We start from the raw sequence: 25,801 nt of genomic DNA on the forward strand, positions 1-25,801 counted from the left end.
AGTGGAATAATCAAAAAGAACTCAAAACTTCATAGAAATAATGTCCATAAGTCTGGTTATAAATTAGACGACCTATGTGTGGCTTATCCGGAGCTTAGCCCTTTTGTTTTTGAAAATGAATTTCAGAATAAAACGATTGATTTTTCAAATCCTGTGGCTGTAAAAACGCTAAATAAAGCGTTATTATTTAAATATTATGATATCAAATATTGGGACTTCCCTGATTCTAATCTGTGTCCACCTATTCCGGGGAGAGTAGACTATATCCATTATATAGCCGATCTATTGAGAACATCCGGCATAACGAGTAAGGTTCATGTTTTGGATATAGGTACGGGAGCTACATGTATTTATCCGTTATTAGGATATAAATACTATGCCTGGCGTTTTGTGGGAACAGATATCGACAAAACCTCACTAAAGTGCGCTAAAGAAATTATAGCTAAGAATAATCTATCCGAAAATTTAAGTTTGCGCTTTCAAAAAGATAGCGCTCATATTTTAGAAGGGGTTGTGAACAAGGTAGATGAATTTTCTGTCACCATGTGCAATCCTCCTTTTTATAAATCTGAACAGGAGGCTCAAGAGGCCACAGAAAGAAAGCTTAAGGGCTTGAATAAGAAGGGGCATCAGCAAGTCAGGAATTTTTCGGGTAAGAGTAATGAACTTTGGTATAAAGGTGGAGAAAAGGCCTTTATTCACAACTACTTATATGAAAGTACATTATTTAAAGATCAATGTATTTGGTTTACAACTTTAGTATCGAAGAAGGACTTATTAAAGGGTATACAAGATTCATTGAAGAAATTAGGAGCTTCAAAAATTAAAATCATTGATATGGGGCAAGGAAACAAAATATCACGTATTGTGGCATGGACATTCCAATAAAACAAAAAGAGGCGCCTAATAAAAGCGCCTCTTTTTGTTTCTATTATTTCCTTGATCGAAATAATTTAAAATGGCCATATCAGGGGCACTAATACCATAGATATTATGAAAAATAAGAGCAATAACGGGGCCCCTACTTTCAAGTAATCCATAAATTTATATCCACCCGCGGTCATAACCATTGCATTGGTAGTGGTGCCAATGGGGGTTAAAAATGCTGTTGAAGCACTAATAGCCACAACAATCATGAATGGAGCAGGAGATAGGTTTAAAGATTCGGCTGCTAGTATGGCAATTGGTGCCATAAGTACTGCTGTTGCCGAATTATTAATTACCTGACTAAAGGTTGTTGTTAAAAGGAATACACCACCTAATAATAAAATAGGGTGAATGGCTCCCAAATATTCTACTAACGCATTGGCTATAAGTTGTGCTGTACCCGTTTTTTGAAGAGCAATACCCATAGGAATCATGGCAGCAATCATAACGACACTCGTCCAACTAATACCTTTATAAGCTTTCGAAATAGGTACACATCCAGTAAGAAGTACGACACCTGCAGAAATTAAAGCCGCTATAGATCCAGGTACTATTTTAAATACCATCATTACAATCATAAGGGCTAAGGCTCCTAAGGCAACGTATGATTTTGGACTTAAACTATCCACATTCTTAGCCATTCCCTCTGGACTACCAATAATCACCAAATGTTCATGCTGTTGTTTTAAATCTTCAATATGTTCCCAGGTACCTCTTAAAAGAAAGGCATCACCCGCTTTTATTATGATTTCCTTATCCTTCAAAGGCTTGTTATTTCTTGATGCAGCCAGTAATTGAATACCAAAACGTTTAAAGTAGTCACCCAGTTTATATTTTCTACCAACCAGCATAGAATTCGGATTTACAATAACTTCTGTCATTCCAACCTCTTGATTTATTAAGTTGTTTTTAAGCTCATCCGTTATTGGTTCCAACGGTAATAGACCTAATCTAAATGAGATCATCATTTTATTGATCGCTTCCGTATCACCTTTAACTGTAATTATATCATGATATAAGAATTCTGTACTCGGGTCAGGGAACTCAATGAATTGTGGAATCTTTTTTAGTACGCTTGGATGTCTTCTTTTAATCCTTATAATAGAGACATTATATGTTTTTTCAAATTGCCATGCCTCTAATTTCGTGTTTAACAATGGAGAAATGGAACGCACGCGCAGTCTGTAATATCCATTGTCAATCTGATAGGCTCCAATCCAATTATGCAGCGTAGATTCTATATTAACCGGCTTATTATTTGTTTTGTTGCTAGGTAATAATTTATAACCAACAAATCTAAAATAAAGAAGGGCTATAATAAGTAAAGGAATACCTATTAATGAAAATTCAAAAAATGAAAAGCCATCAAAACCAGCTTCAACTAAAGCGTTACTGGCAATAATGTTTGGTGGGGTACCTGTTAATGTTAGTAGACCTCCGGTGTTTGAGCCAAAGGCAACAGGCATTAACATTTTAGAGGGTAAGGTACCAATACTCCATGCTGAAGAAATTGTAAGCGGCATAAGCGTCGCAACCGTACCGGTATTACTAACAAACCCCGAAAGTATCCCACCTCCTAAGGTAATTATAACAAGTAATTTGGGAACACTTTTCCCTGCCCATTCTACAAACTTTTTACCTGCCATTGCGGTCCAACCGGTTTGAGCAATGCCTTCTCCAATTATAAATAATGCAGCAATCATAATGACCGTTGGGTTACTAAATCCACTTAAGGTTTCAGTAGAAGTTAAAATACCTGTTAAAAATAAACTTAGCATGGAGATTAAGGCCACAATATCTGGTGTAAACTTTCCCCAAACAAAGAGACCAATGGTAATAACTAAAATGGCGAGCATCAAATAGATCATATTATTTATTGTTTTATTGCTTTTTAATAAGTGGTAAAACTACCCTACAATTTAAGTATTTATTATGATTAATATCATGCTTTTTTTTTCCGTATTATTTTTAAATAATTATGAAAATATCATAGGATTATTTGTTGATGTAAATAGCGAAAACGTGATAGTAATAGTGGGAATTTAAGTATTATTAATATATTTATTAAAATTGTGATAAAAGGTCGTGGGGATGCTATGATATTATTTAAATTTATTGATAAAAAAAGTAAATTACAGACATATGAAATTAGATATTTTGGCAATTGGTGCGCATCCAGATGATGTAGAATTAGGTTGTGGGGCAACGATTGCTAAAGAAGTAGCTCAAGGCAAAAAGGTAGGTATAATCGATTTAACCCGAGGTGAGCTAGGAACACGAGGTACTGCTCAAACTCGAGATGTAGAAGCCAAAGAAGCTGCTAAGATACTGGGCGTAACTATTAGAGAAAATCTTGCTTTTGCCGATGGGTTTTATGCTAACGATAAATGGCATCAGCTTGAGCTAATAAAGAAGATTAGAAAATACCAACCCGACATGGTTATTTGTAATGCCATTGATGATAGACATATTGATCATGGAAAAGGAAGTAAACTAGCGAGTGATGCTTGCTTTTTAAGCGGATTGATAAAAATCGAAACAAGTATAGCGGAAGGGGTTCAACAGGAACCATGGCGGCCAAAGCATGTCTATCACTATATACAGTGGAAGAATTTGGAGCCTGACATTGCTGTTGATGTAACTGGTTATATTGATGTTAAAATGGCCTCAGTTTTGGCCTATAAAACACAGTTTTATGATGCCTCCAGTAAGGAGCCCGAAACACCAATTTCAAGCAAGAATTTTACAGACAGTATAATATATAGAGCACGTGACTTAGGTCGGCTAATTGGTACGGAATATGCCGAAGGTTTTACCGTTGAAAGATACCCTGCTGTGGATAGCTTATTCGATTTGAAGTAGTTAGCAAACTGGGTCAATTTTATTTTGCAATATGAAAGAAAATATTGAAAAAAGATTTTGTAGATAAGGCTGAAAACAATTACATTTGCACACGCATTACAAAATGCTACACATGGTGGTTGTAGCTCAGTTGGTTAGAGCATTGGTTTGTGGTACCAAGGGTCGCCGGTTCGAATCCGGTCTTCCACCCAAAATAACAAAGCCTTTCAAGAAATTGAAAGGCTTTTTTTGTGCCTTTTTTTGAATTATATATCTCTTGTTGTCACTTAGGAGCTCATAAGTTTTTGGTTTTTTTAATGACTTCATGCTTCTATGGTAATTTAATAAAAAAGCTTGCGGAATATAAGCCATTGTCCTGCAAAAATATTAGAGGTAATTTGAAAAAAAAATCTAAAATGAGGACCTCAAAACCGTATTTTTACAAAAATTTTAAATATGAATTCTAGACAAGATCAGTTGAAGGCATTTGATAGACTATTAACCATAATGGATGAGTTAAGAGCACAATGCCCGTGGGATAAAAAGCAAACCATGGAGAGTTTAAGACATCTTACTATTGAGGAGACTTATGAACTTGGAGATGCTATTTTAGATGGGAATCTAGAAGAAGTTAAAAAGGAACTTGGAGATGTGTTGTTACATATTGCATTTTATTCCAAAATAGGTAGCGAAACTAATGATTTTGATATTGCAGACGTATGTCATACTGTATGCGATAAACTAATACATAGGCATCCCCATATTTACGGTGATGTTTTAGTAGAAAATGAAGAAGACGTTAAAAGAAACTGGGAAAACCTAAAATTAAAAGAAGGAAAGACCTCTGTGTTAGAAGGGGTGCCACAAAGTTTACCTGCCTTAGTCAAGGCTAATAGAATTCAAGAAAAAGTGGCTGGAGTTGGTTTTGATTGGGAAGCACCTAATCAAGTTTGGGATAAGGTGCAGGAGGAGCTTAATGAATTTAAAGTAGAAGTCACAGCGGGCAATCAAGATGCTATGGAAAGTGAGTTTGGAGATGTTCTATTTTCAATGGTGAATTATGCACGATTTTTAGGTATTAATCCTGAAAATGCATTAGAACGCACCAATAAAAAATTCTCTAAGCGCTTTCAATACCTAGAGGGTAAGGCTAAGAGCTTAAATAAACCCCTAAAGGATATGACCTTGGCTGAAATGGATGTTTTTTGGGAAGAAGCCAAACAATTTTCTAAATAGAAAATCATAGGCTTCCAAAACTATAAGATAAAATTAGCCTAAACTATTTAGTATAGACTTTTAATTTTTTGCAATTTAGCTTTTAAAAGGTCCAGAGTTGCTTTATGGTTTTTAATGTTAGTATGAACCTCTTTCACCAGTGGGTTGTCTTCATTGACGTTGGTGAAGAACTGTAAATTATTTTCAAGTTGATTAATTTGCCCTTTTACTTCATCTATTTTTTTGCGAATAAAAGTACGTTCATTATCTAAATTTCTATTATCATCAGAAGCATTCAGATTATCAAGCTTGTTTTCATACTTAATCATTTCTGCTTCTGTTTTTTCAACCTTTAATTTAGTCAATAAACTGTCAATAGCCTTTTGGAATTTACCATCTATATAGCGCTTGTCATGCGGCACTCTGCCCACGTCTTGCCATTCTTTTATCTGTTTTTTTATGAGCGCAATTCCCTCTTTTTTATCCGTTGGTAATTCTAAGTTTTTTAATGCAGACAGAAAAGCGTTCTTTTTATCATAGGCATCAACTTGTTCCTGACTTGCTGCATTTCTTTTTGCATGAATTCTGTCAAAATATGAATTACAGGCTGCTTTAAATTGTTTCCATATTTTATCGCTATCCTTGCGTGGTACATGTCCAATTTTCTTCCAATCGCTTTGAATTTTCTTCATTAAGGGGGTGACAATTTCAAAATCATCACTGTTTTTGTTGTCATCAGCAATTTTAATTAACTCTAATTTAAGCTGAAGGTTTTTGTACTGCTCCTTTTTTAACCCTTTGTAGAATGCATTTTTTTTCCTATTGAAATTTCTAACGGCTTCTTTAAACTTAGCCCAAGTTGCTTCATTGACTTTTATAGGTACTTTACCAGCATTAAAGAAAGATTCTCTAAGAGCCTCAACTTGTTTTATTTTCTTTTGAAGCCCGCCATGCGAAATGTTTTCGTAGTTGTTTAAAGCTTCAATATCTGCAATAATTTGAAGTTTGGTCTCTAAGTTTTTTTCATAGACGAGGTCAATCTCTTGGTAATATAAATGACGCTTATCATTGATTATTTTAGTCGCGGCTTTAAAACGTCCCCAGATTTCTTCCCTATGTTGTTTGCCAACAGGTCCCAGTTCTTCTTTCCACATTTTGTGTAATTCTTGAAGTTCTCTAAAGGCTCTCATGACATTGTCGTCCTGGGCTAATTCTTCGGCACGCTCAATAATTAATAATTTCTTTTCTAGATTGTGTTTAAAATCTAAATCGCGTAAGTCTCTGTTTAAATGCAGAAAATCATAAAACATTTCAACATGGTGATGGTAGCTATTCCAAGCATTATTATACTTGTCTCTTGGAATAGGTCCTGTGGTTCTCCAGCGCTCTTGAAGTTCTTTGAAGTGCTTATAGGTTGTGTTGATATTTTCTTCTAGATTGATCAAGCCCTTAAGCTCTTCAATAATTTCTAATTTATCTGCTAGATTTTGTTTTAAGTTTTTTTCTAAACTTTGATAATGCTCATTTAACTTTGTTCGATATGTTTTATAAGCTTCTTTATATCTTTTTTGAACGGGTGATGAATAATAAAAGTCTATTTCATTGCCACCATCATTAATAAAGTCTTCCTTTTTCTCGTCAATTAAAGCGTTAAGTTTTAACTTAAATTCGGTATTAATACTATTAACATGAGATCGAATGGCTTGAATTTTTTCATTTTTCAGGAGTTTTTCAAGTTCAATGGCTAGAGCTTCTAAAGACATGGTGTCATATTCTTTAACCTCTATCTTATGTCTATCCTTATTGCCTTCATCTTCGGCATCTTCAGCATTAGACTCCTCAATTTCATTTATAACCTCGTCATTTTCCTCAATAACCTCTGACGTTTCACTGACATTTTCAGGAACTTCTTCATTGGAAGCTTCTGCTGCAGTTGTTTTTTCAACAGTATCATTACTACTATCGGTAGTTTCCTCTATAGGTGCTGATTTTTCATTTTGATTGTTACTTAATTCTAAGTTATTCTTGTCAGAATTATTATCATCAGCGCTTTCTAATTGTTGTGTTTTGTTATCGTCAGACATTTTAAAAATGTTAAGGTTCGTCAATTTATTTGAACTTTAAAGATACTAACAACTATAGTATAAACAAAGTACATCGTGAGGTTTTAACTTTTAAATGGGTGGTTTTATTTTAAGTCCCAAATAGACCAAGCTTTTTCAGCTTGTAGTCTTAACATATTCAATCCATTGAGTGTAGTAGCTCCTTTTTCTCGGCCTTGTTTCAAAAATTTTGTTTCTTCCGGATTATATATTAAATCAAAAAGAATGTAATTTTCATTTAGTCCCTTATAGGGGATATTGGGTGCGCTATCCACGTCTGGAAACGTGCCCAAAGGCGTACAATTTATAACTATTTGATAGTCTTTTAAAGCATCTTCAGTTAAGGTGTCATAGGAAAATTTAATACCCTCAGAAAGCTGGCGGGATACATAGTTATAAGAAATTCCCATTTCTTCTAGACTGAAGGCTATGGCTTTACTTGCGCCGCCGGTTCCCAAAATCAATGCTTTTTTATGATGCTTTTGGATGGCCGGTTTTATTGAATTTTTGAAGCCGTAGCAATCCGTATTGTAGCCAATAAGTTTGCCTTTTTTTGTTATTCTAATCGTATTTACAGCTCCTATTGCTTTTGCTTTTTTGTTTATTTTATCAAGGAAGGGCATGACCTGTTGCTTATAAGGTATCGTAACGTTAAGCCCTTTTAAATCTTCAGTGTTCTCAATAATAGAAGGAAATAAATCAATATTTTCAATATCAAAGTTCTCATAACTGGTATTTTCTATTTGTTCATCTTCAAACTTTTTTTTGAAATAAGAACGCGAGAAAGAATACGATATATTTTTACCTAAAAGACCTAATTTGTTCATTTATTATTAGTGGTTTTTTGTCCGTACCATATCAGGGCCAGGACTATTGCGATTCCAAATAGAACATAGCCTACTGCGATGTAAGTCTCATGTATTAATTCTGGAATAAAACGTTGATAATTTTCAATAATTTTTTCACCTCTAGAGTCTAAGAGCGCTCCTCCCTCTGCATTCAGCTTGTAAATGGTACTTTTCCATGGCCATACAACGCCCAGGGAACCAATAATAAAACCAATAATAGCAGAGAGCGTAATACTTTTATAGCGACTTAGTATAAAACTTAAAAGATGTGAAAGGCTCACAAGGCCAGTTAAAGAACCCAGAGTAAATACAGCTAAAATTTTAAGTGTCTTAATACGTTTCGTATTATGAATAAAACTAAAATCTAAGGTGAAAATATCTCTAATCGTATCATATAAAGCGTTTACCGAGTCTACTAAAAGTAAGACATAATTACCCAAAAGAATAAGGATAAATGAACCTGAGAACCCTGGTAATGTCATCCCCGAAACACTAATAATACCGCAGAAAAAGACGAACCATAAGTTATCATTTTCTTTGGCAGGACTCAGAAAACTTATGCTCAATCCTAGCAATATGCCTATGACTAAAGCGATGTAAGTTTTGTAATTCCAGTCATTAAATTCTCTATAGATGTAATAAATGGAGCCTATTATCATACCAAAAAACACACTCCAGACGTAGAGTTCAAAATGTTTAATGAGGTAGTCAAGCACCTTAGAAATACTAAAGTAACTAATTACAGTTCCTGAAAATAACAAACTTAAAAACCTACCATTAATATAATGATAGAAGCTTTTAAACCTGCCGTTAATGAGTAAAGCAAAGGCTTTTTTATTAACCTTCTTTAATGAATAGATAAACTCCTCATAAAACCCTGCAACAAAAGCTACAACACCTCCAGACACGCCAGGTACTTTATTGGCAGCCCCCATAGCTAGTCCTTTAAGGACTAGAAAAATGCGATCTTGAAAGGTTCTTGTGCTCTGCATTATTGTTTTTTATGGCCTAATCTTTCCAAAATAAAAATAGTAAAAAAACCTAAAATCATTAAAATTATGGCGTAAACCAAATGATTATCTCCTTGAAATGAAAATGGAGAAATACTTTCTTGTAATAACGGTGATTTTATGCCTTTAGAATTGGTATGCCAAGTCAAGGTGTTTTTCCAAGGCCAAACTTTATTTAGCGATCCAAAAATAAAACCTGTCAATAAGGCTAATGTAATATTGTGATAGTGCTTAAATAGCCATTTTAAAACATGGCTGAAACTCAGTAATCCAACAAGGGCTCCTGAAACAAATATTAGTATTCGTTGTATATCGATATCATGAATGGCATCACTAAGGGTTTTGTATGCGCCAAGTATAATTAAAATGAAAGAGCCAGAAATACCGGGTAAAATCATAGCACAAATGGCTATGGCCCCAGCAAGAAATAAAAACCATGAATTTTCGTTAGCCCCTAATGAAGGGAGTTGACTGATGTAGAATGCAACAATTGCTCCAATAATCAATGCCATTAAAACCGGCAAATTCCATTTGGTAATTTGTTTACCAACAACAAGAATACTGGCAATTATGAGTCCAAAAAAGAATGACCAAATTAACACAGGGTGATGTTCTAACAAAAATTTTGCGAGTCTCATAAAGGATACAAAACTTATTACAATACCCGTTAAAAGTGCTAATAAAAAATTACCATTTAACTGATTCCAAAACGTTTTAAAAGGTTTTGAAAATAGTGTTTTAAAAAGATCAATATTAATGTTACTAATGGTAGATATAAGTTCTTCATAAATACCAGAAATAAAGGCAATTGTGCCTCCTGAAACACCGGGTACAGCATCCGCTGCTCCCATGGCTAGTCCTTTAAATGAGATAATTAAGTACTCTTTTAATCCTCTTTGCATAGCTAGTTTTTTGACGAAAATCAAAGGTATGCAAATATTAATTAAACCCTTACTTAAAGATTTGTTTTAAGTAGGTTTTTTACCATTATTTTGTTGGAAACTTTAGGAAAGAGTTCTTCTAGAATGAAAGCATATTCTTGATTATGGCTTAATCCATTTTTTAAGTAAAATGTGCCTTTATCAGTTTCATTAATAAAAAAGAATAACCCTGCTAAGCGATATTCTATTTCAGCATTTTCAGGATAAAACTCTATGGCTTGTTCAAAATTATGAATGGCGGTTTTTACTTCACCTAATTTTATGAGTAAATCACCTCGAGATAACCATGTGTTTAATTCATAATTACCTAGATCTAAAGTTTTTTCATAGCCGCGTTCTGCTTCTTCAAAAAAGTTTAATCTATGGTTTATTTGAGAGTATAATTTCCAATAAACTACGTTTTCAGAATCAATATTAATGGCTTTGTTTATATAATAAAGGGCTCTTTGGTAGTTTCCTCTAGCATTATGAAATTTTGTAATGGCAATCCAGCCTTTGTCTAAAAGCGGATCTTCATGCACTGTGCGGTCATAGTATTGAAGTGCTAAATCATAATTATCTGTTTTTTCATAGCAATGCCCAATTCTTAAAAGCGCGTATGACGTAGGGTCATCAAGTTTCAGTGTAATTAAATAATTCTCAATGGCCTCTTCATAACGCTTAAGTTTTTCAAGAGTTTTGCCACGCTCAAGATAAGCACCAACAAAAGTATCGTCTGATATGACAGCAAAATCAAAAGAGGTTAATGCTTTTGTATATTCTTTTAAAATAAAATATTGTTTTCCCAGTTGATGCCAAGCCACTTCACAATAGGGGTTCTTATCTATAAACATGTTTAAATAAGAAATGGCTTCCTCATTTTGATCTAAAAACTCAAAGCAATAAATTATATTATATAGCGCCGAGTAATCCTCGAAATCAGATTCAAGACATTTCATGAAGTAAGCTTTGGCTTCTTCGAATTTATCTAGAAACAAATACTCCATGCCTATTAAAGAATATAGGTCTACAACATCATCAGTAAGTTGTAATGCTTTCTTTAAAACTTTTATGGCCTGGGCGTGGTCATCTTTTTTTGAGTAAATATTAGCTTTTTGAATATAAAGTTCTTCATTCATAGGATCTAGAGAATGAAGCTCATTTAGAAGATTGTCAGCTTCAGTTAGTTTGTCTTCAAAAACTAAAATTTCAACTCTAAAGAGTTTTAGGTTTATCGATGTTGGATGCTGATCTAATCCTAATTTAATGGCTTTTTTTGCTAGGGCTATTTTACCTTGATTAAGGTAATGATGAATGATGTTTTCAAATTCTTCTGAATCAAAGAACAAAACATGATTTGTTTTTAACATCGATTCAAACTTGGTAAGCGGCAAATTATTGTTGTCATCATGACTAAACCCCATAAGCACATTTGTAATGTTTCTATTGAATAAATTTAATATTCTATTTGGTTGCTAGAGGTGGTTTCATTAAATGTTTTTAACAAAGTAATCAACAGAATTGCTTTTTTTGGTATTTGATTATTGATTATCAGTTTGTTAATGCCGATGTGTTATTCGTCGATATTATTTAAAATATCCGTAATAATATCGCAACCAATTTTTATTTCATTTTTTGAAATGGTTAGGGGCGGTGTTATTCTTACCGCTTTAGGTTCAAAAAGCAACCAAAATAAGATAAGTCCATTATTTTGTGCTTTAAGAATTAGAGCTGTTGCAATAGCCTCTGAAGGTGTTATTAAAGCAAGCATTAAGCCTTTGCCTCGTATTTCTTGAATTAGCGGGTGCACTAGTAAACTCCTAATAAGTTCTTCCTTTTCAATAGTATGTTGCATTAAACGGGTTTCAGTAATCTCCCTTAAGGTTGCTAAGGCTGAGGCCGCTATGACAGGGTGTCCACCAAAGGTAGTGATATGACCAAGTTTTGGTTTATCTTGCAGTAATTCCATTAATGCATTGGAAGCGGTAAAGGCGCCAATAGGCATTCCTCCTCCAAGACCTTTGCCTGTTACTAGTATATCAGGAACGCAATCATAATGCTCAAAACCGAATAATTTACCTGTTCTTCCTATTCCTGGCTGGATTTCATCTAATATCAATAAAGCGCCTACCTCAATACAGCGTTTTTTAACTTTTGATAAATAGTTGTTTTTAGGTTCAATAAAACCCGCCCCACCTTGAATCGTTTCTAAAATAACACAGGCTGTCTTGGTAGTTATTTTACTTAAATCTTGATTGGAGTTAAAATCGATGAATGTAACATCGGGTAAAAGTGGTCTAAATGCTTGTTTGCGTTCTTCAAAACCCATAACACTCATGGCGCCCATAGTATTCCCATGGTATGCTTTATTGGCTGCAATCAATTCGCTTCTGCCTGTAGCCCGCTTAGCTAGTTTCAGGGCGCCTTCAATAGCTTCAGTTCCAGAATTAGTCAGGTATGTTTTTGATAATGATTCAGGGAGATTTTTGGCTAAAAGTTTAGTAAGAGCAACGGCTGGCGTTTGAATGTATTCGCCATACACCATAACATGCATGTACTTATCAAGTTGTTCTTTAATGGCTGACACCACTTTAGGGTGATTATGTCCTAATGGACAGGCAGAAACGCCAGCAACAAAATCCAAATAGGCATTGTTCTTGGTATCAAAGATGTAAGAGCCTTTGGCATGATCTATTTCCATACCCAAAGGGTGGGGGGATGTTTGGGCTTGATATTTAAAAAAATCAGAACGCATGGATGGCTTATTCCTTTTCAGGTATACTTAGTTTACTAATAGGCTTTGATGTACTTATTGAGTCTTGCTTAATTTCTGTATTGTTTTTAGGTATATTACGTGATGCTTTTGAGACTTCATCTTTTTTAAGGGTTGTTTTCGCTTCAGCTTCTTCAACCCGTTCCATCAAGACGTCATCAAAAAAATCCTCCTGCGGTTTGTACGCGTCTAAACCTTTTATTACAGGTAATTCAAAGGGGGCGTCATCAACGAACAAATCTTCCACACTTCGTGGTCTTTCATTGTCGCGCCAATCAAAACCTTTTAATAATAATTCTTTTTTAGGATATTGTGATTCAGGATATAAGCTTCCATCAACTTGATTAAATCTGGAATAGGATTCAATGGCACCTTCAGCAAATAGAATAGAAATACTTCCTGATTTTGCCTTATCAATACCAATTAATTCTTGCTCATCATTGCGCGCATAAAATATGGACTGTGCATTTTTAGTTATGTCTACTTGATTTAACTCATTTTTATCGTTAAATAATCCCACAAGACGTTTGCCATTTATTTGATTATAACCATTAGCACTTATGGAATCTTTACTGATTACAAACGCATTCTCAAACACAACCAAAGAATCTATTTTTTCAGTTTTGCTATTTGAAAATAAATGTATGGTATCACCAGTCATTTGATTTTCAACATTCCACATAATAGGTTTGCGCTTAACTGAAAATTGATCGCCAGTTGTAAGTTCAGATATGTTGATGAGTTTTGTTAATCCCGTTTTTTGATTAGAAATTATGGAGTCTGCTTTTCCACTTAAATCGGATTTATAAATCTTAGCCTTATAGTAGGCATTAATTATTCTGTTTTCAGGTTTACCGGTGACCATAATTTTTTCCGCATGCATATAAATGGAATCATTCTCCTGAATGGTTATAGCTAAAGCCCGTTTAGTTATAAAAAGAGAATCTTTTTCTTTATAAACTTCAGCATAATGCCCTTTAATAATGCTTTTATTTATGGTATCTGTTACCGTAATATTATTGGAGGCAGAGGCAAAATTTCGGTTATTATCAAAAAATAAACTATCACCTACAATCTCCCTATTGTCATAATCTATTTTTGCGTTCTTTAATGCATAACCTATTTTCCCTTCCGTATCATAGAAGCCTTTTTCGCAATACGTCCTGCTTGTTTCTGTAGTTATTGTTGACGGACCAAATAAATAAGCATGACCAGATTCTTCATAGTAATCAAAATAGTTAGATTCTATTACAGATTCATCATTTTTAAGAACCACATCATTGACAAATTGAAATTTCTTAGAATCCATGTAGTACCTGCCAATTCTACTAGTTATTGTGCCAGATGAGTCCTTTACAACAGTACCACCGCTATTATAAAAAGATTGTTTTTTTATCCTATCAAAAAACAATGTGTCACTAGAAATAGTAGAATCTGGTGATTCTAGAATAACATTGCCACTCGCAAATGCCAATTGCGTTATCCCACTGTATTCAACATATTGAGAGGTCATATTAATAGTATCACCTTCTTTGACAACTACATTTCCGTAAGCTTCTATGAAATTTTCAGTTGTATAATGAATGGCCTTATCACACCACATGTTTGTGCCGCTGTGTTTTATGTGGACTTGTTGCCTGTTATCTCGTGTTAAAACTTTTGCCCCAGGATAGTTTTTCTGATCTATAGTGAGTTTTCCGGCATATTCAATTTCAATTTGCTTTTTGGCTTGGGCATTAATTTTTGAAAATGAAAGTGTGCTAGAAAAAATTATGAGAAGCAAAACTTGTAGTCTATTCAAAATATAAAAAGTTTGGCGTAAAAATAATGATAATATTAATGTTTAATTATGAGTTAGGCTTTTTTTATGATTTCTACGAAACAAAAAACGCTCCAAAATAATTTGAAGCGTTTATGAAAATATAATCTAGATCAATTATTTTCTAAAAATAGTCTGTTTTCTATCAGGACCAACAGAAACAATGGTAATAGGAATTTCCAATTCTTTTTCTAAAAATTCTATATACTCATTTAATGCTTTCGGCATTTGAGAGGCGTCAGACATTTCAGTTAAGTCTTCGTTCCATCCACTAAAATCCGTATAAATTGGCTCAATGTTTTCTGGCTCAATATTATATGGTAAATGCGAAATGATTTCACCTTTATATTTGTATTCCGTACAAACTTTTAATGTTTTAAAGCCTGAAAGTACATCGCCTTTCATCATCATTAACTGCGTTACACCATTTACCTGGCAGGCATATTTTAATGCAACAAGATCTAACCAACCACAACGTCTTGGTCTACCTGTAGTTGCTCCAAATTCATTACCAACTTTAGCCATGGTAGCGCCATCTTCATCGAATAACTCCGTAGGGAAGGGGCCAGAACCTACACGTGTTGTATAGGCCTTAAAAATACCAAATACTTCACCAATCTGGTTTGGTGCAACACCTAAACCAGTACAAGCACCTGCCGCAGTTGTGTTGCTAGAGGTTACAAATGGATAAGTACCAAAATCAATATCTAATAAAGAGCCTTGGGCACCTTCAGCAAGAATCGTTTGACCTGATTTTTGTGCTTGATAAATATATTCTTCAGAATCTATAAACTTTAAAGATTTTAATACTTCAACAGCTTTGAAGAATTCTGTCTCTAATTCGGCTAAATCATATTCAATATCTACATTGTAGAAAGAAATCATTGATTCGTGCTTATCAGCTAACGTTCTATAGCGCTCTTTCCAGTCACTAAGCTCTAAGTCTCCAACACGAATACCATTTCTACCGGTTTTGTCCATATAAGTTGGGCCAATACCTTTTAACGTAGAGCCTATTTTAGCTTTACCTTTTGATGCTTCACTTGCAGCATCTAAAAGACGATGTGTAGGTAATATGATATGGGCTTTACGCGAGATCAATAAGGATTTTCTATAATCAACGTCTTGTTCTTCAAGTTTATCAAGTTCTCCTTTAAAAATAACAGGGTCTATTACAACGCCATTACCAACTAAATTGGTTGCATCATCATGAAAAATTCCAGAAGGAATTGTGTGTAATACATGTTTTCTGCCGTTAAAGACTAAAGTGTGTCCTGCATTTGGTCCACCTTGAAAACGAGCAATAATATTATAGTTTGAGGTGAGTACGTCAACAATCTTTCCTTTGCCTTCGTCTCCCCATTGTAGTCCTAGTAGTAAATCTACTGCCATTGTAAAAATTAGTTATTTGTTGTTGATTTTCTATTTCCATAGAAATAGAGTGAGTGGTTGTTTATTTCGATATCGAAAATTTCTTCGATAGTCTTTTTAATAGATTGAATTCTAGGGTCACAAAACTCTATTACTTCCCCTGTATCTGTAAGAATAACGTGATCATGCTGCCTATCGAAATAAGATTTTTCATAATGAGCTTGGTTTTGTCCAAATTGATGTTTTCTCACCAAACCACATTCAAGAAGCAATTCTATGGTATTGTATAAAGTGGCTCGTGAAACACGATATTTTTTATTCTTCATATTAAGATATAGAGATTCTATATCAAAATGTTCATTACTATTATAAATTTCTTGAAGTATAGCGTAGCGTTCAGGTGTTTTGCGGTGCCCGTTACTTTCTAAAAAGCTCGTAAATACGCTTTTAACGATTTCTTGATTCTTTGAGTCTGTCTTTGAATTCATAATTGCGTGGCAAATTTACACTTTTTTTACAGTCTTGTAACCTTATCTATACCATTAATTTTTTTAAGTTTATCAAGTAACTTTTTTATTATGGTATTGTTCTTAACCACCACGTTAATTTTTCCTGAAAATAAACCGTCATGACTTTCAAAACTGATGCTTTTCATATTGACATGCATGTTTTCAGAAACAATGGTGGTGATTTCATTTACGAGACCAATATGGTCAATTCCGGTAAGTACTATTTTAGCAGAAAACTCACGTTGCGTAGAATCAACCCATTTTGCTATCATGATTCTGTAGGCGTAGTTAGATTGCAGGCTTAGTGCATTTGGACAGTTTTTTTTATGGACTTTTATACCTTCCGAAACTGTAAGAAACCCAAATACATTGTCTCCAGGGATCGGGTTACAGCAGTTGGCTATTTTATAATCTAGCTTTTCTTCATCTTTGCCAAAAACAAGGGAATCATAATTTGAAGTGACTTCATTTCTATCCAGTTGTTCTTTGGAAACGGTAGACTTTCTGCTAATTTTATTTTTGATAAAACTCATTAAGGCGTTGCTTCTTGACGAAGCATACGCTTTAAGTTTAGTATTATCAATAAAACCTATACCTACACGATAAAATAAATCTAAACTCGTTTTTAAGTTAAAATAGTTGACTAGTTCATTTATTGTTTTTTCATTAAGAGGTATTTTAAGTTGCTTCAGTTTACGACGTAATATCTCTTTGCCTTCTTCACCAATTAATTTTCTGTCCTCTTTTAGGGCAGATTTAATTTTGCTCCTTGCTCTTGCAGTGGTGGCATAATCTAACCAGTTTGGATTAGGTTTTGCGGTCTCTGAAGTTAAAATTTCAACCTGATCTCCTGTTTGTAATTCATGGCTAAGAGGAACAAGTTTGCCATTAACTTTGGTGCCACGCGTTTTCATGCCAACCTCGGTATGAATATTAAATGCAAAGTCTAAAGATGTGGCGCCTTTGGGTAATGATTTTAAATCGCCTTTGGGCGTAAATACATAAATCTCTTGTGAATATAAATTAAGTTTAAATTGTTCAACAAAATCTACAGCATTGGATTCTGAGTTTTCTAATGCTTCTTGAAGTTTATTGATCCAGTTTTCTAGGCTATCTTCTTTTTCGGCGTCCTGTTTGTATTTGTAATGCGCGGCATAACCTTTTTCGGCTATTTCATTCATACGCTCACTACGCACTTGTACTTCAACCCATCTTCCTTTAGGGCCCATAACAGTAATATGCAGGGCTTCGTATCCTGTAGTCTTGGGAGATGTTATCCAATCACGAAGTCTTAAAGGATTTGGTCTAAAATGATCTGTAACTATAGAATAGATTTTCCAAGCTAGAAACTTCTCATTGGCAAGATCGCTTCTGTAAATTATTCTAATAGCAAACTTGTCATAAACTTCATCAAAAGACACGCCTTGATTTAGCATTTTCTTTCTTATCGAGAAAATTGATTTTGGACGCCCTTTTATGGTATACTCAAAATGTTCTTTATCTAAAGCTTTTTTTACGACATCACTAAATTGTTTTATGTATAGATCTTGCTCTTCTTTACTCTCTTTTATTTTGTTTAATATGTCATTATAGACATCAGGTTCAGTATATTTTAAGCTTAAGTCTTCCAGTTGTGTCTTTATGGTATATAAACCAATGCGATGGGCTAGTGGTGCATAAATGTATAAAGTTTCAGAAGCTATTTTGTCTTGCTTGTCGGGCCGCATTGAATCCATAGTCTGCATATTATGGAGTCTGTCCGCAATCTTAATGATAATCACTCGGACATCATCATTAAGCGTAAGTAACATTTTACGGAAGTTTTCAGCCTGTAAAGACACATTCATGTCTTTTTCCTTACTTAAGGACGATATTTTTGTAAGGCCATCAACAATAGTTGCTATCGTTTTACCAAATTCTTTTTCAATATCTTTTATTTCATAATCAGGACTGTCTTCAACGACATCATGTAGCAAAGCCGCTGCTATAGAGGTGGCATCTAATCCAATTTCTTGAGCTACAATTTTGGCAACAGCAATGGGATGGAATATATAAGCTTCACCAGATTTTCTACGTTGATCTTTATGACCATCCAAAGCAACTTCAAAAGCACGTCTAATTAATTGCTTGTCTTCCTTAGAAAGTGTTGTGTAGCTTACTTTTAGCAGTTCTTTGTAAGCTTTTGCAATGGTTGCGTTTTCTTTTTCTATTTCTTCAGCTGTCATATATTAAAAGTAACATAAAGAATATTAATAGCCAACCTCAAGACTATCTTTTTCTAGTCAAAGTTAAGCACTTATTCACTTAAATAATTTATCAATTTAGTAATGGCTTTTCCACGATGTCCAATTTTATTCTTGAGGCTAAGCTCCATTTGTGCAAAGGATTCATTATACCCATTAGGCTTAAATATGGGGTCATAACCAAAGCCTTTTGTGCCTTGTGCTGTTTTAGTAATTTCTCCTTTACAGATACCTTCAAAGGTCTGTACCGCGTTATTGATATGTAATGCAATAACCGTTTTGAATTGTGCGTTTCTGTTAGTATCCGCTTTTAGATTTTTGAGCAACAAATTCATGTTTTCTGTGGCATCTTTATTTGGGCCCGCGTAACGTGCCGAGTATACACCCGGAGCTCCATTTAAAGCGTTTACTTCAAGTCCGGTATCATCGGCAAAACAATCGTATCCGTATTTAGAGGACACGTATTCAGCTTTTTGAATGGCATTGCCTTCAATGGTATCTTGGGTTTCAGGGATATCTTCAAGGCAATTAATGTCCTTTAAACTTAATAATTTAATGTGTTTTGGCATAAAAGCTTGAACTTCCTTTAGTTTATTTAAATTATTTGTAGCGAATACAAGTTGCATCTTGGTCATGTGTTTTTAGTAAATTCAAAATTACTATTATATTAAATCAAACGAAACAAAAAATATGCTAAATTAGGCCTTATGGATAAAGTGATTAAAACTGGTGTTTTGTCTTTTGGTATGTCAGGTAGTCTGTTTCATTGTCCGTTTTTAAACTTACATGCTAAATTTGAATTAACGGCTATTGTTGAACGCTCTGTTAAAAAGGCAAAAAAGATATACCCTACAATTATTAGTTATAATACCGTTGATGAATTATTAGCTCAGCCTGATATTGAATTGGTAGTTGTAAATACACCTAGTTCAACACATTTTGAATTTGCAATGAAAGCCCTTAAATCCAAAAAGCATGTCCTTGTGGAAAAGCCTTTTACGGTGACTTCGGCCGAGGCAAAAGGGTTGTATGAAGAGGCTAGAAGACAAAGTTGTTTTATCATGCCTTTTCAGAACCGGCGTTATGATAGTGATTTTTTATCCGTTAAATCGGTTGTTGATTCTGGGAAATTGGGACAGTTAATTGAAGTACATTTAAGGTATGATAGATATATTTATAATATTTCTAATAACCTTAATAAGGAATCTAATCGTCCTGGAAACGGTGTATTATATAATTTGGGGCCACATTTGGTTGACGCCGCATTGGCCTTATTTGGGGAGCCAAAGGCGTGGTCTAAGGTTATCCAAAAAAAGAGACCAAACACACAGGTGGATGATTATGCACATATTCATTTGGCTTATGAAAATGGATTACAAGTCTTTTTAACTACAAGTTTATTGGTAGCACTTGAGCAACCCGCTTTTGTTCTGCATGGTACGAAGGGGTCTTACATTAAGTATCGTTCTGATGTTCAAGAAAAGCAGCTCCAATCCGGTGTAGCTCCTAATAGTCCAAGTTTCGGGGTTGAGTTACCCAGTTATGAAGGTGAATTGGTCACTATGGAGGATGAACTCGCCAATGTAGAAAGAATACCTTCCGTTAAGGGCTCTTATTTTAATGTCTTTGATGCCGTTTATAAAACCCTTAGAACTAAAGCGTCTTTTCCGGTTACTGAGCATCAAATTATTAAACAAATAGAGATTTTAGAAAGCTAAAAGATTTGGAGATTACCTTATTATGCGTATTCTGTTTTTCAAAGAGTGGCTAAGTATATTTTTATAGTTTTTTTATGATATTTGTTCAGTTTTTTTGTTCAAAATTCTTGTATCTTTCCATTGAAATAATAACAATTAAAGAGAACGCGTATGACAGTAAACATTCAGTATGTAGGAGTTGATGTAAGCGAAACACTTTCGGCTTTCACAAAAGAAAAATTAGAAAAAATTTTTAATAGATATGAGTTTTTAATCAGTGCTGCTGTACATTTTAAACAGGATGAGAAAGATCATAATGATGGTAAAATATGCAATATAGAATTGAGTTTACCGGGGCCTAGAATATATGCAACTTCTAATGAACGTAATTTTGAAGTGGCGGTTAGGGAAACCATTAGTGATTTAGAGCGTCAATTAAAAAAAAGAAAGCAGGTGTATAAAACACATTAATGATGGTGATAGGGTTCATTTTTTAATATGGTAAACCCTCTGTAAAGTTGTTCAATAAAGAACAGACGAATCATTTGATGGGAAAATGTCATTTTTGATAGTGATATTTTCCCATTTGCTTTTTTATAAATGTCCTCAGAGAAGCCATAAGGACCTCCAATTAAAAATACCAATTGTTTAATGCCTGAATTCATGTGTTTCTGAAGGTAAGCGGAGAAGCTTACTGAATCATATTGCTTTCCATTTTCATCCAAAAGCACCAAAATATCTGAAGGACTAAGTTTTTTCATAACAAGATCGCCTTCTTTTTGCTTTTGTTGAGTCTCGCTTAGATTTTTACTATTCTTAATGTCTGGAATAATTTCCAAAGAAAATTTAATATAGAAGCCAAGTCGTTTAATGTAATTGTCTATTAGTGAGTTAAGTTGTTTGTCATCTGTTTTACCAATAGCAATAAGTTTTATAGTCATAAAAGCAAAATTATTAAATAGTATTTATGAATAATGCAGTAAAAATAGAAAAAAATAAAAATTTCGTAAATGTAACTTATTAAAAAGTAAATCAATTTCTTATTTTTGCTGCAAATCTCAAAAAAAGATATGATAACACAAGAGCAGTTTGATAGCGAAGTAAAGTCCATAATTGCTAATGCCATAAGAGAGGATGTAGGAGACGGAGATCATAGTTCATTAGCTTGTATCCCAGAAAATGCTAGAGGTAAAGCAAAAATATTGGTTAAGGATAAAGGCATCATTGGTGGTGTTAATTTTGCCAAGAAAGTATTTGCTTATGTAGATAAGAATTTAAAATTAGATGTACGCATTGAAGATGGCTCAGAGGTAACTTATGGAGATGTAGTTATGTATGTTGAAGGGCCTTCTCAATCCATACTTAAGGCAGAGCGTACAGTGCTTAATTCTATGCAGCGTATGAGTGCTATTGCAACTAAAACAAGAATGTTTGTGGATTTAGTTGAAGGTACAAAAACCCAAATATTAGACACTCGAAAAACAACCCCTGGTATTCGTGTATTGGAAAAATGGGCTGTTAAAATTGGCGGAGGCGAAAATCATAGGTTTGCTCTTTATGATATGATCATGCTTAAAGATAACCATATTGATTTTGCTGGAGGTATTACTAAGGCCATTGACATGTCTAAGGAGTATTTACATGCAACTGGAAAAAATCTTCAAATTATGGTTGAGGCAAGAGATTTGACTGAAGTTGAAGAAATTCTGAATAACCAAGGGGTCTATAGAATTTTATTGGATAATTTCGATTATGAGGATACCAGACGAGCCGTTGAATTAATTGGTGATAAATGTCTTACCGAGTCTTCAGGGAATATTAATGAAACTACCATAAGACACTATGCGGAATGTGGTGTAAATTATATATCCTGTGGTGCTTTGACACATTCTGTTCATAATATGGATTTGAGTTTAAAAGCCATCAAATAGTTGAAATTTTAGTTTACTCAACTAATTCCTGTATTAATCCTTAACAGGCATTTTTTATTTTAATAACTTTGTTTTAAATCTTCAAAGCAGATTTTTAATGACTAAGCCCGTTGAGGATAAACTTGATAAACTTCCTGTAATTAATGTATTGGTGCGCTTATTTAAGAGCGTAAAGCTTCCAGGTCTTGAAGGCTTGTCGCTTTATGACCTATTAGAACTCTACATTACAGGTATAGTGAAAGGTGCATTAACTACAAGAGCCAGTGCCATTGCCTTTAGTTTTTTTACGGCCATATTTCCATTTTTATTGTTTGTATTGGTCATCATTCCGTATATCCCTATTGATGATTTTAAAATCGAGTTTTTGGTGTTTTTAGATTCGTTTTTACCACCAACCACATCGGACTTTTTTTTTCAGAATATATTTGAAAATATTGATCAATCTCAAAGAGGAGGTTTGCTGTCTACCGTTTTCGTTCTGTCCATAGTTTTGATGGCAAATGGGGTGAATGCGGTTTTTTCTGGTTTTGAATTTTCTTATCATGAACAACTAACCAGAAGTGTTTATAGGCAATATTTGTATGCTTTAGGTATTGCTTTAATTCTTGCTTTTTTACTGATAATTACCATTGCTGTCTTAGGTTATTTTCAATTATATGTAGTTCAGGGTGTGTTAAGTGCCTTTGAGAATAGAGGTTTTGATTTAGTTGCCACAGGCGTGCTATGGACTAAAATAGTGAAGTATGTTTTTTTTGTGATCATGATCTATTTAGCAACGGCAACCTTGTATTATTTCGGAACAAAAGAAGGGAAGTATTCAAAGTTTTTTTCAGTAGGAGCATTGTTCACAACGTTTCTAATTATGCTTACTTCGTATTTGTTTAGTGTATATATAGAAAACTTTGGCCAATATAACAGGTTGTATGGTTCTATAGGTGCGCTGTTAATTCTGCTGCTATATTTATGGTTGAATTCAAATATTTTATTATTGGGTTATGAACTCAATGCGTCCTTAAATAAACTCCGAAAAGGACAATAGATGAAGCAGTACTATATAGATGTTATAATTCCAATCCCCTTAAAAAAGCTTTTTACTTATAGTATTACAACTTCAGAAGCTGATTTTTTAAAACCTGGAATGCGCGTTGCGGTGCCATTTGGTAAATCTAAAATTTATACCAGCATTGTATATGAGATTCACAATAATGCACCAGTGGCTTATGATGCGAAGGATATTCATCAGATATTAGATGAAACTCCTATAGTTAATGCCAAGCAGTTAGAACTGTGGCAATGGATTGCGAATTATTATATGTGTACTATGGGTGATGTTATGCGAGCAGCTTTGCCTAGTGGATTTATTCTTGAAAGTGAAACGGTTATTACAAAACGAAGTATAGCGCCTATTGATGAATCTATTTTAAAGGATGATGAGTTCTTAATCTATGAAGCTTTGCATCATCAATCGTCTTTAAAGGTTCATGATGTTGTTAATATTCTTGACAAAAAAAATGTTTTACCAGTTATAAAAAGATTAATTGAAAAAGAAGCTATTAGTGTTGAAGAGGAAGTGTATGAAAAGTACAAACCAAAACTGGTAAGATATGTCAAACTACATAGTGAGTATGCTTCTAATGAAGCTCTTCAAGTTTTATTAGATGATTTAAGTAGAGCCCCCAAACAAAGGGATGTGTTGTTAACGTTGTTTTCGCTTTCTGCCAAAACAAAAAAACCTGTAAAAGTTGCAGAATTAGCTCATGAAAGTCAGGCTTCGAATAGCATTATAAAAGCATTAATTGATAAAGGTGTTCTTGAGGCGTATTTTATTCAAAAGGATAGGGTAGAGTACTTAGGGGAGAATACGGAAACAACTAAACATCTAAATAGCTATCAAGAACAGGCGCTGGATGAAGTTAAAACAGCTTTTAAAAGTCATAGTGTGACCCTTTTGCACGGTGTAACTTCTTCTGGTAAAACGGAGGTGTATGTTAAGTTAATAGAAGATGTATTATCTCAGGGTAAACAAGTCTTATATCTATTGCCGGAAATTGCTCTAACAGCGCAGTTAATTACTAGATTACAAAATTACTTTGGAGAACAAGTCGCTATATTTCATTCAAAATATTCAACGAATGAGCGGGTTGAAGTTTGGAATAATGTTTTAAATAATTCTAATAAGGCTCAAATTGTATTGGGAGCAAGATCCTCAATATTCTTGCCTTTTAATGACTTAGGCTTAATCATTGTTGATGAAGAGCACGAGCAGTCATTTAAACAATTTGATCCTGCGCCACGTTATCATGCAAGAGACACATCTATTGTTCTTGCAAATATTCATAAAGCAAAAGCATTATTGGGTTCTGCCACGCCAAGTTTGGAGAGTTATTTTAATGCGAAACAAAACAAGTATGGTTTTGTGGAATTAATGTATCGGTATAATAATGTGTTGATGCCCGATATTGAGTTGGTAGATATAAATGAGAAACAGAAAAAAAAGCGCATGAAAGGTCATTTCAGTGATAGACTCATTGAAGAAATGACTGAAACTTTAAAAGAAGGTCATCAAATTATTCTGTTTCAAAACCGTAGAGGGTTTTCTCCAATTGTTGAATGTAAAACTTGTGGTCATGCGCCACAGTGTCCCAATTGCGATGTAAGTTTAACCTATCATCAATACAGACAGCAATTGCGATGTCACTATTGTGGTTACCATGCCGTCATGATTAAAACTTGTGAAGCTTGTGGAAGCCCAGAAATAGATAGCAAGGGTTTTGGTACCGAGCAAATTGAAGAAGAAGTGAAAGCCTTATTTACTGAATATAAAGTAGCCAGAATGGATTTGGATACAACGAGAGGTAAATATGGCTATGAAAAAATTATAACAGCATTGGAGCAACAAGAAATTGATATTCTTGTAGGTACGCAAATGCTAACCAAAGGATTGGATTTTAGAAATGTAAAATTGGTTGGTATTATGAATGCAGACAATATGCTGAATTTTCCCGATTTTAGAGCGCATGAGCGCAGTTTTCAACTCATGTTACAAGTTTCAGGTAGAGCAGGGCGAACACAAGAACGTGGCAAGGTTTTAATTCAAACCTATAATCCGCACCATAACATATTGCAGCAGGTGTCCACTAATAGTTATATCGATATGTTCCAAGAGCAGATGAATGATCGTTATAATTTTAAATACCCCCCAGTTTATAAGCAGATAAAAATTACATTAAAACATAAAGATTATAATCGTGTTGAAACGGCCTCTAATTGGTATGCCAAGTCGTTAAGACAAGTTTTTAGAGGTTTTGTTTTGGGACCTGAGGCACCTCCTATTGCTAGAATAAGAAATCAGTTTCATAAAAACATTTTGATAAAAATTCCTAAACAACAATCTTTAGCAAAAACAAAAGAAGCTATTATAAAAATTAATAATAGCTTCTTGAATGTAAAAGATTTTCGGTCGGTTAAAGTTATTTTAAATGTCGATAACTTTTAGTTTAGTTGGAAGTTTAAATATTATTTAAAGCGTCAACCAGTTGTGTCTTTTTATTCCTACTTAAAGGAATTTCATAAGCACCAACTTCAACATTTTTAC

The 25,801-nt window shown here is 34.0% G+C and carries 21 protein-coding genes and 1 tRNA gene; 9 read left to right on the forward strand and 13 right to left on the reverse strand.

The genetic code is table 11. The features are described from left to right. Positions 1-9: 9 nt before the first annotated feature. A complete protein-coding gene (gene rlmF / locus IE051_RS16065; RefSeq protein WP_189362452.1) occupies positions 10-888 on the forward strand; it encodes a 23S rRNA (adenine(1618)-N(6))-methyltransferase RlmF in 879 nt (292 codons plus the stop codon). Positions 889-953: 65 nt separating this feature from the next. Here the strand turns inward: rlmF and IE051_RS16070 are convergent, their stop codons facing one another. Then, on the reverse strand, positions 954-2,795 hold the full coding sequence (locus IE051_RS16070; RefSeq protein WP_229796843.1) for an SLC13 family permease: 1,842 nt from the start codon (positions 2,793-2,795) through the stop codon (positions 954-956). A 274-nt stretch (positions 2,796-3,069) separates the two neighbouring features. Between IE051_RS16070 and bshB1 the strand changes: the two genes are divergently transcribed. The 3 genes from bshB1 to mazG all read left to right on the forward strand — a co-directional run bounded on the left by bshB1 (position 3,070) and on the right by mazG (position 5,004). Continuing rightward, positions 3,070-3,789 carry a bacillithiol biosynthesis deacetylase BshB1 gene (gene bshB1 / locus IE051_RS16075; protein WP_189362427.1) on the forward strand — a complete coding sequence of 240 codons (720 nt, stop codon included), beginning with the start codon at positions 3,070-3,072 and terminating at the stop codon, positions 3,787-3,789. 114 nt (positions 3,790-3,903) lie between these two features. After that, a tRNA-His gene (locus tag IE051_RS16080) sits at positions 3,904-3,979 on the forward strand. 245 nt (positions 3,980-4,224) lie between these two features. After that, entirely contained in the window at positions 4,225-5,004 is a 780-nt protein-coding gene (gene mazG / locus IE051_RS16085; protein ID WP_189362428.1) for a nucleoside triphosphate pyrophosphohydrolase, read from the forward strand. Between the two features lie 47 nt (positions 5,005-5,051). Here the strand turns inward: mazG and IE051_RS16090 are convergent, their stop codons facing one another. The 11 genes from IE051_RS16090 to IE051_RS16140 form a co-directional block, all read right to left on the reverse strand. Further along, a complete protein-coding gene (locus IE051_RS16090) occupies positions 5,052-7,067 on the reverse strand; it encodes a DUF349 domain-containing protein (protein ID WP_189362429.1) in 2,016 nt (671 codons plus the stop codon). A gap of 104 nt (positions 7,068-7,171) precedes the next feature. After that, positions 7,172-7,912: a shikimate dehydrogenase family protein gene (locus IE051_RS16095; protein ID WP_189362430.1), complete on the reverse strand. Its 741-nt coding sequence runs from the start codon at positions 7,910-7,912 to the stop codon at positions 7,172-7,174. Next, on the reverse strand, positions 7,909-8,925 hold the full coding sequence (locus tag IE051_RS16100; RefSeq protein ID WP_189362431.1) for a DUF368 domain-containing protein: 1,017 nt from the start codon (positions 8,923-8,925) through the stop codon (positions 7,909-7,911). Before IE051_RS16100 ends, IE051_RS16095 begins: the two co-directional genes overlap by 4 nt. Next, positions 8,925-9,845: a polyprenyl-phosphate transporter gene (locus IE051_RS16105; protein WP_189362432.1), complete on the reverse strand. Its 921-nt coding sequence runs from the start codon at positions 9,843-9,845 to the stop codon at positions 8,925-8,927. The genes IE051_RS16100 and IE051_RS16105 overlap by 1 nt, the downstream gene beginning before the upstream one ends. 53 nt (positions 9,846-9,898) lie before the next feature. Further along, complete coding sequence (locus tag IE051_RS16110; protein ID WP_189362433.1) at positions 9,899-11,287, reverse strand: tetratricopeptide repeat protein; 1,389 nt, start codon at positions 11,285-11,287, stop codon at positions 9,899-9,901. Positions 11,288-11,436: 149 nt separating this feature from the next. Beyond that, positions 11,437-12,618, reverse strand: coding sequence for an aspartate aminotransferase family protein (locus IE051_RS16115; protein WP_189362434.1), 1,182 nt, complete (start codon positions 12,616-12,618; stop codon positions 11,437-11,439). 7 nt (positions 12,619-12,625) lie between these two features. Next, positions 12,626-14,437 (reverse strand): OstA-like protein, encoded by a 1,812-nt coding sequence (locus IE051_RS16120; RefSeq protein ID WP_189362435.1) that lies wholly within the window; start codon positions 14,435-14,437, stop codon positions 12,626-12,628. A 135-nt stretch (positions 14,438-14,572) separates the two neighbouring features. Continuing rightward, positions 14,573-15,847 (reverse strand): adenylosuccinate synthase, encoded by a 1,275-nt coding sequence (locus IE051_RS16125; protein WP_189362436.1) that lies wholly within the window; start codon positions 15,845-15,847, stop codon positions 14,573-14,575. A gap of 8 nt (positions 15,848-15,855) precedes the next feature. Further along, positions 15,856-16,314, reverse strand: coding sequence for a Fur family transcriptional regulator (locus IE051_RS16130; RefSeq protein ID WP_189362437.1), 459 nt, complete (start codon positions 16,312-16,314; stop codon positions 15,856-15,858). A 26-nt stretch (positions 16,315-16,340) separates the two neighbouring features. Then, positions 16,341-18,560: a RelA/SpoT family protein gene (locus IE051_RS16135; RefSeq protein WP_189362438.1), complete on the reverse strand. Its 2,220-nt coding sequence runs from the start codon at positions 18,558-18,560 to the stop codon at positions 16,341-16,343. A 71-nt stretch (positions 18,561-18,631) separates the two neighbouring features. Then, positions 18,632-19,204, reverse strand: coding sequence for a non-canonical purine NTP diphosphatase (locus tag IE051_RS16140; protein WP_189362439.1), 573 nt, complete (start codon positions 19,202-19,204; stop codon positions 18,632-18,634). 81 nt (positions 19,205-19,285) lie between these two features. On the opposite strand from IE051_RS16140, the gene IE051_RS16145 reads away from it, so the two are divergent. Next, on the forward strand, positions 19,286-20,296 hold the full coding sequence (locus tag IE051_RS16145; RefSeq protein ID WP_189362440.1) for a Gfo/Idh/MocA family protein: 1,011 nt from the start codon (positions 19,286-19,288) through the stop codon (positions 20,294-20,296). A 150-nt stretch (positions 20,297-20,446) separates the two neighbouring features. After that, entirely contained in the window at positions 20,447-20,746 is a 300-nt protein-coding gene (hpf, locus tag IE051_RS16150) for a ribosome hibernation-promoting factor, HPF/YfiA family (RefSeq protein ID WP_189362441.1), read from the forward strand. Here hpf and rlmH read toward each other — a convergent pair. After that, positions 20,743-21,216: a 23S rRNA (pseudouridine(1915)-N(3))-methyltransferase RlmH gene (rlmH, locus tag IE051_RS16155; protein WP_189362442.1), complete on the reverse strand. Its 474-nt coding sequence runs from the start codon at positions 21,214-21,216 to the stop codon at positions 20,743-20,745. The two genes, hpf and rlmH, sit on opposite strands and share 4 nt — an antisense overlap. Positions 21,217-21,345: 129 nt before the next feature. Between rlmH and nadC the strand changes: the two genes are divergently transcribed. The 3 genes from nadC to priA all read left to right on the forward strand — a co-directional run bounded on the left by nadC (position 21,346) and on the right by priA (position 25,702). Beyond that, positions 21,346-22,206 carry a carboxylating nicotinate-nucleotide diphosphorylase gene (gene nadC / locus IE051_RS16160; RefSeq protein WP_189362443.1) on the forward strand — a complete coding sequence of 287 codons (861 nt, stop codon included), beginning with the start codon at positions 21,346-21,348 and terminating at the stop codon, positions 22,204-22,206. A 97-nt stretch (positions 22,207-22,303) separates the two neighbouring features. Then, a complete protein-coding gene (locus IE051_RS16165; protein ID WP_189362444.1) occupies positions 22,304-23,245 on the forward strand; it encodes a YihY/virulence factor BrkB family protein in 942 nt (313 codons plus the stop codon). Continuing rightward, a complete protein-coding gene (priA, locus tag IE051_RS16170) occupies positions 23,246-25,702 on the forward strand; it encodes a replication restart helicase PriA (protein WP_189362445.1) in 2,457 nt (818 codons plus the stop codon). Positions 25,703-25,801 lie beyond the last annotated feature (99 nt).

This window comes from Algibacter mikhailovii (assembly GCF_014651495.1).
GTDB classification, from domain to species: domain Bacteria; phylum Bacteroidota; class Bacteroidia; order Flavobacteriales; family Flavobacteriaceae; genus Algibacter_E; species Algibacter_E mikhailovii.

Excerpts from the sequence above, each read along its gene's own strand:
- IE051_RS16070 (WP_229796843.1), bottom strand. The coding sequence starts at position 2,795 with ATGATCTATTTGATGCTCGCCATTTTAGTTATTACCATTGGTCTCTTT.
- bshB1 (WP_189362427.1), top strand. The coding sequence starts at position 3,070 with ATGAAATTAGATATTTTGGCAATTGGTGCGCATCCAGATGATGTAGAA.
- mazG (WP_189362428.1), top strand. The coding sequence starts at position 4,225 with ATGAATTCTAGACAAGATCAGTTGAAGGCATTTGATAGACTATTAACC.
- IE051_RS16090 (WP_189362429.1), bottom strand. The coding sequence starts at position 7,067 with ATGTCTGACGATAACAAAACACAACAATTAGAAAGCGCTGATGATAAT.
- IE051_RS16095 (WP_189362430.1), bottom strand. The coding sequence starts at position 7,912 with ATGAACAAATTAGGTCTTTTAGGTAAAAATATATCGTATTCTTTCTCG.
- IE051_RS16100 (WP_189362431.1), bottom strand. The coding sequence starts at position 8,925 with ATGCAGAGCACAAGAACCTTTCAAGATCGCATTTTTCTAGTCCTTAAA.
- IE051_RS16105 (WP_189362432.1), bottom strand. The coding sequence starts at position 9,845 with ATGCAAAGAGGATTAAAAGAGTACTTAATTATCTCATTTAAAGGACTA.
- IE051_RS16110 (WP_189362433.1), bottom strand. The coding sequence starts at position 11,287 with ATGGGGTTTAGTCATGATGACAACAATAATTTGCCGCTTACCAAGTTT.
- IE051_RS16115 (WP_189362434.1), bottom strand. The coding sequence starts at position 12,618 with ATGCGTTCTGATTTTTTTAAATATCAAGCCCAAACATCCCCCCACCCT.
- IE051_RS16125 (WP_189362436.1), bottom strand. The coding sequence starts at position 15,847 with ATGGCAGTAGATTTACTACTAGGACTACAATGGGGAGACGAAGGCAAA.
- IE051_RS16130 (WP_189362437.1), bottom strand. The coding sequence starts at position 16,314 with ATGAATTCAAAGACAGACTCAAAGAATCAAGAAATCGTTAAAAGCGTA.
- IE051_RS16135 (WP_189362438.1), bottom strand. The coding sequence starts at position 18,560 with ATGACAGCTGAAGAAATAGAAAAAGAAAACGCAACCATTGCAAAAGCT.
- IE051_RS16140 (WP_189362439.1), bottom strand. The coding sequence starts at position 19,204 with ATGCAACTTGTATTCGCTACAAATAATTTAAATAAACTAAAGGAAGTT.
- IE051_RS16145 (WP_189362440.1), top strand. The coding sequence starts at position 19,286 with ATGGATAAAGTGATTAAAACTGGTGTTTTGTCTTTTGGTATGTCAGGT.
- hpf (WP_189362441.1), top strand. The coding sequence starts at position 20,447 with ATGACAGTAAACATTCAGTATGTAGGAGTTGATGTAAGCGAAACACTT.
- rlmH (WP_189362442.1), bottom strand. The coding sequence starts at position 21,216 with ATGACTATAAAACTTATTGCTATTGGTAAAACAGATGACAAACAACTT.
- nadC (WP_189362443.1), top strand. The coding sequence starts at position 21,346 with ATGATAACACAAGAGCAGTTTGATAGCGAAGTAAAGTCCATAATTGCT.
- IE051_RS16165 (WP_189362444.1), top strand. The coding sequence starts at position 22,304 with ATGACTAAGCCCGTTGAGGATAAACTTGATAAACTTCCTGTAATTAAT.
- priA (WP_189362445.1), top strand. The coding sequence starts at position 23,246 with ATGAAGCAGTACTATATAGATGTTATAATTCCAATCCCCTTAAAAAAG.